The following is a 13,104-nucleotide window of genomic DNA, read 5'->3' as shown; positions in this document are numbered from 1 at the left end:
TATTACTTCTTGGCTTCCCAGCCAGTCAGCTCGGCCAAGGCCTTGCCGATGTCAGCCAGGGAACGCACGGTCTTCACACCAGCGTCTTGCAGGGCGGCGAACTTCTCGTCCGCAGTACCCTTGCCGCCAGAGATGATGGCGCCAGCATGGCCCATGCGCTTGCCCGCAGGTGCGGTAACACCGGCGATGTAGGAAACGACTGGCTTGGTAACGTTGGCCTTGATGTAGGCCGCCGCTTCTTCTTCAGCCGAACCGCCGATCTCACCGATCATGACGATCGCTTCAGTCTTCGGGTCTTCCTGGAACAGCTTCAGGATATCGATGAAGTTGGAGCCCGGGATCGGGTCACCGCCGATGCCGACGCAGGTCGACTGGCCGAAGCCGGCGTCGGTGGTCTGCTTCACAGCTTCATAGGTCAGGGTGCCGGAACGCGAAACGATACCGACCTTGCCTGGCAGGTGGATGTGGCCTGGCATGATACCGATCTTGCACTCGCCCGGGGTGATCACACCTGGGCAGTTAGGGCCGATCAGGGTCACGCCCAGCTCGTCGCACTTGACCTTGGCATCCAGCATGTCCAGGGTAGGAATGCCTTCGGTGATGCAGACGATCAGCTTGATGCCGCCGAAGGCAGCTTCCAGGATCGAGTCTTTGCAGAACGGAGCTGGTACGTAGATGACCGAAGCGTCAGCGCCGGTAGCTTCCACAGCTTCTTTGACGGTGTTGAACACCGGCAGGCCCAGGTGGGTGGTGCCACCCTTGCCTGGGGTTACGCCGCCGACCATCTTGGTGCCGTAGGCGATGGCCTGTTCGGAGTGGAAAGTACCCTGCGAGCCGGTGAAGCCCTGGCAGATGACTTTGGTGTCTTTATTGATCAGGACGCTCATTACTTGCCCTCCGCAGCTTTGACAACTTGTTGAGCAGCGTCGGTCAGGCTGGTTGCCGCAATGATGTTCAAACCGCTTTCTGCCAGTACTTTAGCGCCCAGTTCGGCGTTGTTGCCTTCGAGGCGAACCACAACCGGAACTTTAACGCCGACTTCTTTCACTGCACCGATGATGCCTTCGGCAATCATGTCGCAGCGAACGATGCCGCCGAAGATGTTGACCAGAACGGCCGCGACATTGCTGTCGGACAGAATGATCTTGAACGCTTCGGTAACGCGCTCTTTGGTAGCACCACCGCCAACGTCGAGGAAGTTGGCTGGCTTGCCGCCGTGCAGGTTGACGATGTCCATGGTACCCATGGCCAGGCCGGCACCGTTGACCATGCAGCCGATGTTGCCTTCGAGGGCAACGTAGTTCAGTTCGAACTTGGCAGCGTGGGCTTCACGGGCGTCGTCCTGCGACGGGTCGTGGAAGGTTTTCAGCTTAGGCTGACGGTACATGGCGTTGGCGTCGATGTTGATCTTGGCATCGAGGCAGTGCAGGTCGCCGTCGGCCTTGATCACCAGCGGGTTCACTTCCAGCAGCGCCAGGTCGTGATCCTTGAACAGCTTGGCCAGGCCAACGAAGATCTTGGCGAACTGTTGAACTTGCTTGCCTTCCAGGCCCAGCTGGAAAGCCAGCTCGCGACCCTGGAACGGCTGAGCGCCGACCAGTGGGTCGATGGTGGCCTTGAGGATCTTCTCAGGCGTTTCGTGAGCGACTTTCTCGATGTCCACGCCACCTTCGGTGGAAGCCATGAACACGATACGGCGGCTCGAACGATCGACTACAGCGCCCAGGTACAGCTCTTTGGCGATGTCAGTGCAGGATTCGACCAGAATCTTGGAGACGGGTTGACCGTTGGCATCGGTCTGGTAGGTAACCAGATTCTTGCCCAACCACTGTGCAGCGAACGCCTTGGCGTCTTCCTTGCTGCGAACCAGCTTGACGCCGCCCGCTTTACCGCGACCACCCGCGTGAACCTGGGCTTTGACAACCCACTCGTTCCCGCCGATCTTGTCGCAGGCTTCTGCAGCTTGCTCAGGGGTATCGACTGCGAAACCCTTGGAAACTGGCAGGCCGTATTCAGCGAACAGCTGCTTACCCTGATACTCGTGAAGATTCATGCTTTTTACCGTCTTCGTTAGGTACTGCGCTTCGGCGCTGCGCCATCACTGGCGCCGCACCACCTGTGACCGTTGACCCCGGGTTTTCCCGTGTGATCCGGTCCGGCGGACGTTCCGCGGTGAGTCATGCACGCAAGACTCACGACGGGCTGCCCGCCGTGGTTTCTTATAATTAACGCTTCTTACGGTTGGCCACGTGAATGGCGCCGCCATTCACTGCCAGCGCTGCTTCATGCAACGCTTCGGACAGGGTCGGATGGCTGAAGACCATCATGCCCAGATCCTCGGCACTGGTGCCGAATTCCATTGCGATTGCGCCCTGCTGCACCAGTTCGGCAGCCGATGGGCCAATCACGTGCACACCCAGGACGCGGTCGGTCTTGGCATCGGCGATGACCTTGACGAAACCACCGGTGTCGTTGGCCGCCATCGCACGGCCGCTGGCCGCGAACGGGAAGGTGCCCACGTTAACCTCAACGCCCTCGGCCTTCAAGGCCTGTTCGGTCTTGCCGACCCACGCGATTTCCGGGTGGGTGTAGATGACCGACGGGATCAGGTCGTAGTTCATCTGGGCCTTGTGGCCTTTGATGCGCTCGACCACCATGATGCCCTCTTCCGAGGCCTTGTGGGCCAGCATCATGCCGCGTACCACGTCACCGATGGCATATACGCCCGGAACGCTGGTGGCACAGTGATCGTCGACGAAGATGTAGCCACGCTCGTCGATGGTCACACCGCTGTCGGCAGCCAGCAGATCGGTGGTCACCGGGCGACGGCCGACCGCGACGATCAGCTTGTCGAAGGTGATCTTCTGCTCGCCTTCGGCGTTGGTGTAGGTCACTTCAACTTCGTTGCCGTTGACTTTCGAGCCAGTGACGCGAGCGCCCAGCTTGATGTCCAGGCCTTGCTTGGTCAGGGTCTTCTGGGCTTCTTTCGACACGGCGGTGTCGGCAGCCATCAGGAAGGTGTCCAGGGCTTCCAGGACGGTGACTTCAGCACCCAGGCGAGCCCATACCGAGCCCAGCTCCAGGCCGATCACGCCTGCACCGATCACGCCCAGGCGCTTCGGTACGGCCTGGAATTCCAGGGCGCCGGTGGAGTCGACGATGACATTCTGATCGACCGGAGCCGGTGGAATGTCGATCGGGCGCGAACCGGAAGCCAGGATCACGTTTTCGGCTTCGATGACTTCGGTGGTGCCGTCAGCCTTGGTGACTTCGACTTTCTTGCCAGCCAGCAGCTTGCCGTGGCCCTGGATCGAAGTAACGCCGTTGGCCTTGAACAGGGTGGCAACGCCACCGGTCAGGTTCTTGACGATGCCAGCCTTGCGGCCAACCATCGCGGCGACGTCCATCTTCACTTCGCCAGTGGAGATACCGTGGACGTTGAAGCTCTCTTTGGCTTCCTTGTATTTCCAGGAGCTGTCCAGCAGCGCCTTGGAAGGAATGCAACCTACGTTCAGGCAGGTGCCGCCCAGGGCCAGCTTGCCCTCGGCGTCGGTGTACTTCTCGATACAGGCAGTCTTCAGACCAAGTTGGGCAGCCTTGATGGCAGCCACATAGCCGCCAGGACCTGCACCAATCACCACTACGTCGAATTTCTGGGTCATAAAAGATTCCTTATCAGCTACAAGCTACAAACCGCGAACCGCGCGGCATGGCTTCTCGCGAAGCCAAGGCCGGCACGGTACGCAGCCGGAGGGTTAGATGTCCAGCAGCAGGCGAGACGGATCTTCCAGCAGGTTCTTGATGGTGACCAGGAAGGTTACCGCTTCCTTGCCATCGATCAGGCGGTGATCGTAGGACAGTGCCAGGTACATCATCGGGCGAATGACCACCTGGCCGTTGACGGCCATCGGACGCTGGATGATGTTGTGCATGCCGAGGATCGCGGCCTGCGGCGGGTTGACGATCGGGGTCGACATCATCGAGCCGAAGGTACCGCCGTTGGTGATGGTGAAGGTGCCGCCGGTCATTTCTTCGATCGACAGTTTGCCGTCACGGGCTTTCTTGCCGAAGGTGGCAATGCCGTTTTCGATTTCAGCCAGGCTCATCGATTCGGCGTTGCGCAGTACCGGTACCACCAGGCCACGGTCGCTGGAAACCGCAACACCCACGTCGGCGAAGCCGTGGTAGACGATGTCGTTGCCGTCGATCGAGGCGTTGACAGCCGGGAAGCGCTTCAGGGCTTCGGTGGCGGCCTTGACGAAGAACGACATGAAGCCCAGGCGCACGCCGTTGTGGGTCTTCTCGAACAGGTCCTTGTACTTCGAACGCAGGGCCATGACTTCGGTCATGTCGACTTCGTTGAAGGTGGTCAGCATGGCCATGTTCGACTGGGCTTCGACCAGACGCTCGGCGATCTTGGCACGCAGACGGGTCATCGGTACGCGCTTCTCGGTGCGGTCGCCAGCAGCGACGACAACCGGTGCAGCAGCGGCGGCGGCAGGCTTGGCAGCCGGTGCGGCGGCAGGTGCCGACTTCTTGTTGGCAACAGCAGCAACCACGTCTTCCTTGGTGACGCGACCGCCTTTACCGGTACCGGCAACGGTAGCCAGGTCGATGCCGTTTTCTTCAGCCAGCTTGCGCGCGGCCGGGGCAGCAACCGGGTCATCTTCGCCAGCGTCAGCGGCAGCAGCGGCCGGAGCAGCAGCAGGCGCGGCTGCGGCGGCTGGAGCGGCGGCGGCACCGCCTTCAACGATCGAACCCAGCACTTCGTCGGACAGGACGGTGTCGCCCTCGCCCTTGACGATGTCGCCCAGCACGCCGTCGGCGGTTGCCAGGACTTCCAGGACAACCTTGTCGGTCTCGATGTCGACGATCAGCTCGTCACGCTTGACGGCTTCGCCCGGCTTCTTGTGCCAGGTGGCAACGGTGCCATCGGCAACCGATTCCGGGAAGGTTGGGGCTTTGATCTCGATAGCCATTATCTGTGTTTCCTTAAATTCGGTTTCAGGTGCGCGAAGGCGTTAGACAGTGAAGGCGTCTTGCAGCAGTTTTTCCTGCTGTTCGGCGTGCTTCGAAGCGTAACCACAGGCTGGCGCGGCAGAAGCGTCGCGACCGGCGTATTCCAGGACCAGCGCCTTGTTGTGGCGGCCCAGGATACGGCGCATGTGATGCTGGCTGCTGTACCAGGCGCCCTGGTTCATCGGCTCTTCCTGACACCAGACCGCATGCTTGAGGTTGGTGTACGGCGCCAGGATTTCGACCAGGTCGTCCTCAGGGAACGGATACAGCTGCTCGATACGCACGATGGCGATGTCTTCGCGGCCTTCGGCACGGCGTTTTTCCAGCAGGTCGTAGTAGACCTTGCCGCCGCACAGGACCAGGCGTTCGACCTTGGCCGGATCGAGGCTGTCGATTTCCGGGATCACGGTCTGGAACGAGCCTTCTGCCAGGTCTTCCAGGGTCGAGATGGCGAGCTTGTGGCGCAGCAGCGACTTCGGCGTCAGGACGATCAGCGGCTTGCGCAGCGGACGGATGACCTGGCGGCGCAGCAGGTGGTAGATCTGAGCCGGGGTGGTCGGTACGCAGACCTGGATGTTGTGCTCGGCGCACAGCTGCAGGTAACGCTCCAGACGCGCGGAGGAGTGCTCCGGGCCCTGCCCTTCATAACCGTGTGGCAGCAGCATGGTCAGACCGCACAGACGGCCCCACTTGTGCTCGCCGCTGGTGATGAACTGGTCGATCACCACTTGCGCACCGTTGGCGAAGTCGCCGAACTGGGCCTCCCAGATCACCAACGCGTTCGGCGTGGTGGTCGAGTAGCCGTATTCGAAGGCCAGTACTGCTTCTTCCGAAAGGAAGGAGTCGTACAGCTCGAACATCGGCTGGCCTGGGAACAGGTTCTTCAGCGGTACGTAGGTGCTGGCATCCTTCTGGTTGTGCAGCACCGCGTGACGGTGCGAGAAGGTGCCACGGCCGATGTCCTGGCCGGTCATGCGGATCGGATGACCTTCGAACTGCAGGGTGGCGTAGGCCATGGTCTCTGCATAACCCCAGTTGATCGGCAAGCCACCGGCCTGCATCTTCTGACGGTCTTCGTAGATCTTCGACACCTGACGCTGGACGACGAAGCCTTCCGGCAGTTCCAGCAGCTTGGCCGACAGGTCTTGCAGGGTCTTGAGGTCGAAACGGGTGTCGTGACGCGCGGTCCAGGCATGGCCCAGGTACGGACGCCAGTCGACGAACAGCTCGCGGTTGGGCTCTTTGACCAGGCTTTTCACTACGTGCAGGCCATTGTCCAGCGCGTTGCGGTACTCGTCGATCTTGGCCTGAGCGCGCTCGGCGTCGATTCGACCGGCCTGGATCAGCGCCTCGGCGTACAGCTCACGGGTAGTGCGCTGCTTGCTGATCTGCTGGTACATGAGCGGCTGGGTGCCGTTCGGCTCGTCAGCTTCGTTGTGACCGCGACGACGGTAGCAGACCAGGTCGATGACCACGTCACGCTTGAACTGCATGCGGTAATCGATGGCCAGCTGGGTAACGAACAGCACGGCTTCCGGGTCATCGCCGTTCACGTGCAGGATCGGTGCCTGGATCATCTTGGCAACGTCGGTGGCGTACTCGGTGGAGCGCGCGTCCAGCGGGTTGCTGATGGTGAAACCAACCTGGTTGTTGATCACGATGTGCACGGTGCCGCCGGTCTTGAAACCGCGGGTCTGCGACATCTGGAAGGTTTCCATGACCACGCCCTGGCCGGCGAATGCCGCGTCGCCGTGGATCGAGATCGGCAGCACCTTGTCGCCAACGGTGTCGTTGCGGCGGTCCTGACGGGCGCGCACCGAACCTTCGACCACCGGCGAAACGATTTCCAGGTGGGACGGGTTGAACGCCATGGCCAGGTGAACTTCGCCACCGCTGGTCATCACGTTCGAGGAGAAGCCCTGGTGATACTTCACGTCACCGGAGCCCAGCTCGTTCATCTTCTTGCCTTCGAACTCGTCGAACAGCTCGCGCGGGTTCTTGCCGAAGGTGTTCACCAGTACGTTCAGGCGGCCACGGTGGGCCATGCCGATCACGACTTCCTTGGTACCGTAAGAGCCGGAACGCTGGATCATTTCGTCCAACATCGGGATCAGGCTCTCGCCACCTTCAAGGCCAAAGCGCTTGGTGCCCGGGTACTTGGTGCCCAGGTACTTTTCCAAGCCTTCACCGGCGGTCACACGCTCGAGCAGGTGGGCCTGCACGTCAGCGGAAAATTCCGGACGGCCGCGCACGCTTTCCAGGCGCTGCTGGAACCAGCTGCGCTGCTCGGAATCGACGATGTGGGTGAATTCGGCGCCAATGGTGCGACAATATGTCTTCTGGAGTGCATCGAAGATGTCGCGTAGGCTCGCCTCCTCTTTGCCGATGAACAGGTCGCCGGCACGGAAGGTCGTATCAAGATCGGCATTGGTCAAGCCGTAGTGATTGATCGACAGGTCTACGGGCGCAGGACGCTGCCACAACCCCAACGGGTCGAGCTTGGCAGCTTGATGGCCGCGCATACGATAGGCCTGGATCAGTCGCAGAACTTCAACCTGCTTCTTCTCGTGTTCACTGCTCACGCTCCCGGCGGAAACCGGTTGGGCGCGGCGCTGGTTCTTTGCCAGCAGTACGAAATGGTCGCGGATTGTCGAGTGCGATACATCGGTAGCGGTGCTGCCGTCGGCTGGCAACTTCTGGAAGTAAGTGCGCCACTCTTCTGGCACAGCGTTAGGGTCGTGCAGGTAGAGCTCGTAGAGCTCTTCCACATATGCAGCGTTACCACCTGAAAGGTGGGCGCTATCCCACATGCGCTGCATCACGCTTTCTTGCATGCTTGGTCACCCTCGATTAGGGGACTGATCGGCGAGAGCCACAGCAAACCTGGAAAAGTCCGAAAACAGCGACTGTACCACGCCACTTGGATCCTGCTGATTTTCCGGGTACCAGCCCGGAAAGCCCCTGCTGGTCTCATATCTTCATAGGTAATGAACGCGGGCTTTGTGGGCCCTTGTTCGGGTTTTACCTCAGTGCGGGCTCACCACCCGCACCTCGGCTTACTGCAGGTACAACGCTTTGTATCAGGTGCCGCTTTGCAGCAGCATGTTACGTACGTGACCGATTGCCTTGGTCGGGTTCAGACCTTTCGGGCAAACGTTTACGCAGTTCATGATCCCGCGGCAGCGGAATACGCTGAACGGGTCATCCAGGGACGCCAGGCGCTCCTGAGTCTTGGTGTCGCGGCTGTCGGCCAGGAAGCGGTAGGCTTGCAGCAGTGCTGCCGGGCCCAGGAACTTGTCCGGGTTCCACCAGAACGACGGGCAGGAAGTCGAGCAGCAAGCGCACAGGATGCACTCGTACAGGCCGTCCAGCTTGTCGCGGTCTTCCGGCGACTGCAGGCGCTCGATGGCCGGTGCCGGGGTATCGTTCTGCAGGAACGGCTTCACCTTCTCGTACTGCTTGTAGAAAATGCTCATGTCGACCACCAGGTCACGAATGACCGGCAGGCCTGGCAGCGGGCGCAGAACCAGCTTGTTGCCTTTCACCACCGCCGACAGCGGGGTGATGCAGGCCAGGCCGTTCTTGCCGTTCATGTTCATGCCGTCGGAACCGCAAACGCCTTCACGGCAGGAGCGACGGTACGAGAAACCCTCGTCCTTTTCCTTGATCAGTGCCAATACATCCAGCACCATCAGGTCCTTGCCGCCGGTATCGACGTCGAACGACTCCATTTTTGGCGCCGAGTCGGTGTCCGGGTTGTAACGATAAACTTCGACTTTCAACATAGCAGCCACCCTTAGTAAGTCCGGACTTTTGGTTCGAAGGCTGGAACAGTCTTCGGCGCAAAGTTGACGCCGCGCTTGGCAACGCGCTTCTCACCCGGGTAGTACAGGGTGTGGCACAGCCAGTTTTCGTCGTCACGGTCTTCGAAGTCTTCACGGGCGTGAGCGCCGCGGGACTCTTTACGGGCTTCGGCCGCGATGGCGGTAGCTTCGGCGACTTCCAGCAGGTTCTGCAGCTCCAGCGCTTCGATACGCGCGGTGTTGAAGGCCTGGGACTTGTCGTTGATCTTGACGTTGGCGATACGGTCACGCAGACCGGCCAGCTGCTCGATACCCTTCTGCATGTATTCGCCAGTCCGGAATACACCGAAGTAGTTCTGCATGCAGCTTTGCAGCTCGCGCTTGAGGCTGGCAACGTCTTCGCCAGTGGTGCGCTCGTTGAGCTTGTTCAGGCGGTTCAGGGCAACGTCGATGTCGGTGTCGCTGGCGTCGAGGTGTTCAATGCCATCGCTCAGCGCCTTCTCCAGGTGCAGACCGGCAGCACGGCCGAATACAACCAGGTCGAGCAGCGAGTTGCCGCCCAGACGGTTGGCACCGTGGACCGATACGCAAGCCACTTCACCTACAGCGAACAGACCAGGGATGATGTGATCCTTGCCTTCCTCGTCCATGGTGATGGCCTGGCCATGAATGTTGGTGGCAACGCCGCCCATCATGTAGTGGCAGGTCGGCACGACCGGAACCGGCGCAACGACCGGGTCGACGTGGGCGAAGGTCTTGGACAGCTCGCAGATACCAGGCAGGCGGCTGTGCAGCACTTCCTCGCCCAGGTGGTCCAGCTTCAGCAGTACGTGGTCCTTGTTCGGGCCCACGCCGTTGCCGGCGATGATTTCCTTGACCATGGAACGGGCTACCACGTCGCGGCCAGCCAGGTCTTTGGCGTTCGGCGCGTAACGCTCCATGAAGCGCTCGCCGTGGGCGTTGATCAGGTAACCACCTTCACCGCGGCAACCCTCGGTGACCAGTACACCGGCGCCGGCGATGCCGGTCGGGTGGAACTGCCACATTTCGATGTCCTGCACCGGCACGCCAGCACGCAGGGCCATGCCGATACCGTCACCGGTATTGATCAGGGCGTTGGTGGTGGAGGCGTAGATACGGCCAGCACCGCCAGTGGCCAGTACGGTGGCCTTGGACTTGATGTACATGGTTTCGCCGGTTTCGATGCAGATCGCGATCACACCGACGAAAGCGCCTTCCTGGTTCTTCACCAGGTCAACGGCATAGTACTCATTGAGGAAGGTGGTGCCGGCTTTCAGGTTGCCCTGATACAGCGTGTGCAGCAGCGCGTGACCGGTACGGTCGGAAGCGGCACAGGTACGGGCAGCCTGGCCGCCTTTACCGTAATCCTTGGACTGGCCACCGAACGGGCGCTGGTAGATACGGCCGGTTTCGGTACGCGAGAACGGCAGGCCCATGTGGTCCAGCTCGAAGACCGCAGCCGGGCCTTCCTGACACATGTATTCGATAGCGTCCTGGTCACCGATGTAGTCGGAACCCTTGACGGTATCGTACATGTGCCAGCGCCAGTCGTCGTTCGGGTCGGCCGAAGCGATGGCGCAGGTGATGCCGCCCTGGGCGGATACGGTGTGCGAACGGGTCGGGAAGACCTTGGTGACTACGGCAGTCTTGTGGCCGCCTTGAGCCAGTTGCAGCGCTGCGCGCATGCCGGCGCCGCCACCACCGATGATGATGGCGTCGAAGGAAATGGTTGGAATGCTAGCCATGGATCAGATACCCCAGAGAATCTGCACACCCCAGACGAAGTAAGCGAACATCGCAACGCCGCATACCGCCTGGAACAGGAAACGAATCGCAGTTGCCGACTTGCCGAACGACATAGGCGTCAGGTAGTCGGTTGCAATGGTCCACATGCCGACCCAGGCGTGAGCGCCCAGGGCAACGAGGGCCAGCAGACTGAAGATCCGCATCGCGTTGTTGGAGAACAGACCATGCCACTGGGTGTAGTCGATGCCTGGGTGGGCGACCACGTAGCCGATCAGGAAGAGGAAGTAAGCCGCGAGAACGACCGCAGAAACGCGCTGCGCCATCCAATCATAGAGGCCCGAACGCGACAGGTTCGTGACATTGGTTACCATACCCAAACTCCCACCAGAACGATCAGCACCACGGAGATGACGATCACGATTTTCGAGCCCAGCTTGCCGCCTTCCAGCGTCTCACCGATGCCCATGTCCATGATCAGGTGACGTACACCTGCCACGAGGTGATAAAGCAGGGCGGACAGCAGGCCCCAGGTCACGAACTTGGCCAGCGGGCTGGTCAGACACGCCTTCACCTCACCGAAGCCTTCCTCGGAACCCAGCGACTTGCCCAGTGCATAAAGCATGATGGCAAGGCCGATGAACAGGATGACGCCGGAGATACGGTGCAGGATGGACGTGTACGCAGTGACGGGGAGCTTGATGGTCCTTAGGTCTAGGTTTACAGGTCGTTGGCTTTTCACGGCTTTTTTCACACTGAAGAGCCCCTAGCGAATCAGGGCAAAGTTGTTGGTAAGTGTACTGGTCAGGTACCCACCACCCAGGGAAAGGCGACCCCCAGCAGTTCGGGCTTGCAAGCCCCTGGCGGTCGGGTGCCGAGTATAGACAGTTAGGCTGCTTATGACAACGTGACGGGGTAGCCCAAATAGCGCATTGCCTTTAACGAACAAAAGGCGTAAATGGGCGAGAATTTCGGGAAAAATCAGGCTTGAATGCCTGATTCAACAAGCCTTTAGGCAAATTGACATCTGAATTTATCCCTCTATAGTGGTGCGGGCCCTGCGTGGGGGGTCTGTCTGATGATTTCAAGCATTAATAGGAGGCCACATGGCTGACAAAAAAGCGCAGTTGGTCATCGAGGGCGCTGCCCCCGTCGAGCTGCCCATTTTAACCGGCACCGTTGGTCCTGATGTAATCGACGTCCGCGGGTTAGGGGCCACTGGTCACTTCACCTTCGACCCTGGTTTCATGGCGACCGCCTCGTGCGAGTCGAAGATCACCTACATTGACGGCGACAAAGGTATCCTGCTGCACCGCGGCTACCCGATCGAGCAACTCGCCGAACAGTCCGACTACCTCGAAACCTGCTACCTGCTGCTCAACGGCGAACTGCCGAATGCCGAGCAGAAGGCCCAGTTCGTCAGCACCGTCAAGAACCACACCATGGTTCACGAACAGCTGAAGTCCTTCTTCAACGGCTTCCGCCGCGACGCTCACCCAATGGCGGTGATGTGCGGCGTGGTCGGCGCCCTGTCGGCGTTCTATCACGACTCCCTGGACATCAATAACCCGCAACACCGCGAAATCTCCGCGGTGCGCCTGGTCGCCAAGATGCCGACCCTGGCCGCGATGGTTTACAAGTACTCCATGGGCCAGCCGATGATGTACCCGCGCAACGACCTGTCGTACGCGGAAAACTTCCTGCACATGATGTTCAACACCCCGTGCGAGATCAAACCGATCAGCCCGGTGCTGGCCAAGGCAATGGACCGGATCTTCATCCTCCACGCCGACCACGAGCAGAACGCCTCCACCTCCACCGTTCGTCTGGCTGGCTCGTCGGGCGCCAACCCGTTCGCCTGTATCGCCGCCGGCATCGCCGCACTGTGGGGCCCGGCCCACGGCGGTGCGAACGAAGCCGTACTGACCATGCTCGATGAAATCGGCGATGTTTCGAACATCGACAAGTTCATCGCCAAGGCCAAGGACAAGAACGACCCGTTCAAGCTGATGGGCTTCGGTCACCGCGTCTACAAGAACCGCGACCCGCGCGCCACCGTGATGAAGCAGACCTGCGACGAAGTCCTGCGCGAGCTGGGCATCAAGAACGACCCGCAGCTGGAACTGGCCATGCGCCTGGAAGAGATCGCCCTGACCGATCCGTACTTCATCGAGCGCTCGCTGTACCCGAACGTCGACTTCTACTCGGGGATCATCCTCAAGGCGATCGGCATTCCGACCAGCATGTTCACCGTGATCTTCGCCCTGGCACGTACCGTGGGCTGGATTTCGCACTGGAAGGAAATGCTCTCCAGCCCGTACAAGATCGGCCGCCCGCGCCAGCTGTACACCGGCGAGCAGAAGCGCGACATCGTCGCACTGAAGGACCGCAAGTAAGCTTTAATAGCCGAACGCAAAAAGGCTGCCCTCGGGCAGCCTTTTTTATTCATCCTGTGCCGGCCTCTTTTGCGGCGGACCCCCCGAGGAGGCCGCCGCCGTCGAGCCCCGGCCCCCCGTTC

10 protein-coding genes are annotated in these 13,104 nt (G+C 60.6%); 1 reads left to right on the top strand and 9 read right to left on the bottom strand.

Annotation, left to right across the window (positions count from 1 at the left end; translation table 11 throughout):
- Positions 1 to 2: 2 nt before the first annotated feature.
- From sucD to sdhC, 9 genes are all read right to left on the bottom strand, one after another.
- The gene (gene sucD, locus ACNFBR_RS05820; protein ID WP_016393102.1) at positions 3 to 887 is read right to left on the bottom strand and encodes a succinate--CoA ligase subunit alpha; all 885 of its coding nucleotides are present in this window, start codon (positions 885 to 887) and stop codon (positions 3 to 5) included.
- On the bottom strand, positions 887 to 2,053 hold the full coding sequence (sucC, locus tag ACNFBR_RS05815) for an ADP-forming succinate--CoA ligase subunit beta (RefSeq protein WP_003254205.1): 1,167 nt from the start codon (positions 2,051 to 2,053) through the stop codon (positions 887 to 889). Before sucC ends, sucD begins: the two co-directional genes overlap by 1 nt.
- A 172-nt stretch (positions 2,054 to 2,225) precedes the next feature.
- Complete coding sequence (gene lpdA, locus ACNFBR_RS05810) at positions 2,226 to 3,662, bottom strand: dihydrolipoyl dehydrogenase (RefSeq protein ID WP_416734035.1); 1,437 nt, start codon at positions 3,660 to 3,662, stop codon at positions 2,226 to 2,228.
- Positions 3,663 to 3,755: 93 nt separating this feature from the next.
- Positions 3,756 to 4,979, bottom strand: coding sequence for a 2-oxoglutarate dehydrogenase complex dihydrolipoyllysine-residue succinyltransferase (gene odhB, locus ACNFBR_RS05805; RefSeq protein WP_416734034.1), 1,224 nt, complete (start codon positions 4,977 to 4,979; stop codon positions 3,756 to 3,758).
- Positions 4,980 to 5,021: 42 nt separating this feature from the next.
- On the bottom strand, positions 5,022 to 7,853 hold the full coding sequence (locus ACNFBR_RS05800) for a 2-oxoglutarate dehydrogenase E1 component (protein WP_416734033.1): 2,832 nt from the start codon (positions 7,851 to 7,853) through the stop codon (positions 5,022 to 5,024).
- Between the two features lie 246 nt (positions 7,854 to 8,099).
- The gene (locus ACNFBR_RS05795; RefSeq protein ID WP_016711649.1) at positions 8,100 to 8,804 is read right to left on the bottom strand and encodes a succinate dehydrogenase iron-sulfur subunit; all 705 of its coding nucleotides are present in this window, start codon (positions 8,802 to 8,804) and stop codon (positions 8,100 to 8,102) included.
- Positions 8,805 to 8,815: 11 nt separating this feature from the next.
- Complete coding sequence (gene sdhA, locus ACNFBR_RS05790; RefSeq protein WP_012273354.1) at positions 8,816 to 10,588, bottom strand: succinate dehydrogenase flavoprotein subunit; 1,773 nt, start codon at positions 10,586 to 10,588, stop codon at positions 8,816 to 8,818.
- A gap of 3 nt (positions 10,589 to 10,591) precedes the next feature.
- A complete protein-coding gene (sdhD, locus tag ACNFBR_RS05785) occupies positions 10,592 to 10,960 on the bottom strand; it encodes a succinate dehydrogenase, hydrophobic membrane anchor protein (RefSeq protein WP_003254214.1) in 369 nt (122 codons plus the stop codon).
- Positions 10,954 to 11,340: a succinate dehydrogenase, cytochrome b556 subunit gene (gene sdhC, locus ACNFBR_RS05780; RefSeq protein ID WP_008091902.1), complete on the bottom strand. Its 387-nt coding sequence runs from the start codon at positions 11,338 to 11,340 to the stop codon at positions 10,954 to 10,956. Before sdhC ends, sdhD begins: the two co-directional genes overlap by 7 nt.
- A gap of 352 nt (positions 11,341 to 11,692) precedes the next feature.
- Between sdhC and gltA the strand changes: the two genes are divergently transcribed.
- Entirely contained in the window at positions 11,693 to 12,982 is a 1,290-nt protein-coding gene (gene gltA, locus ACNFBR_RS05775; protein WP_003254218.1) for a citrate synthase, read from the top strand.
- Positions 12,983 to 13,104: the final 122 nt, after the last annotated feature.

Source organism: Pseudomonas sp. NY11955, assembly GCF_048068035.1.
Lineage (GTDB): Bacteria > Pseudomonadota > Gammaproteobacteria > Pseudomonadales > Pseudomonadaceae > Aquipseudomonas.
The sequence above is the reverse complement of the archived record's forward strand: the minus strand, read 5'-3'. Positions and strand labels throughout refer to the sequence as shown.

Coding starts and splice junctions, on each gene's coding strand:
- lpdA (WP_416734035.1), bottom strand. CDS start 3,662: ATGACCCAGAAATTCGACGTAGTGGTGATTGGTGCAGGTCCTGGCGGC.
- sucC (WP_003254205.1), bottom strand. CDS start 2,053: ATGAATCTTCACGAGTATCAGGGTAAGCAGCTGTTCGCTGAATACGGC.
- ACNFBR_RS05800 (WP_416734033.1), bottom strand. CDS start 7,853: ATGCAAGAAAGCGTGATGCAGCGCATGTGGGATAGCGCCCACCTTTCA.
- ACNFBR_RS05795 (WP_016711649.1), bottom strand. CDS start 8,804: ATGTTGAAAGTCGAAGTTTATCGTTACAACCCGGACACCGACTCGGCG.
- sdhD (WP_003254214.1), bottom strand. CDS start 10,960: ATGGTAACCAATGTCACGAACCTGTCGCGTTCGGGCCTCTATGATTGG.
- sdhA (WP_012273354.1), bottom strand. CDS start 10,588: ATGGCTAGCATTCCAACCATTTCCTTCGACGCCATCATCATCGGTGGT.
- sucD (WP_016393102.1), bottom strand. CDS start 887: ATGAGCGTCCTGATCAATAAAGACACCAAAGTCATCTGCCAGGGCTTC.
- odhB (WP_416734034.1), bottom strand. CDS start 4,979: ATGGCTATCGAGATCAAAGCCCCAACCTTCCCGGAATCGGTTGCCGAT.
- gltA (WP_003254218.1), top strand. CDS start 11,693: ATGGCTGACAAAAAAGCGCAGTTGGTCATCGAGGGCGCTGCCCCCGTC.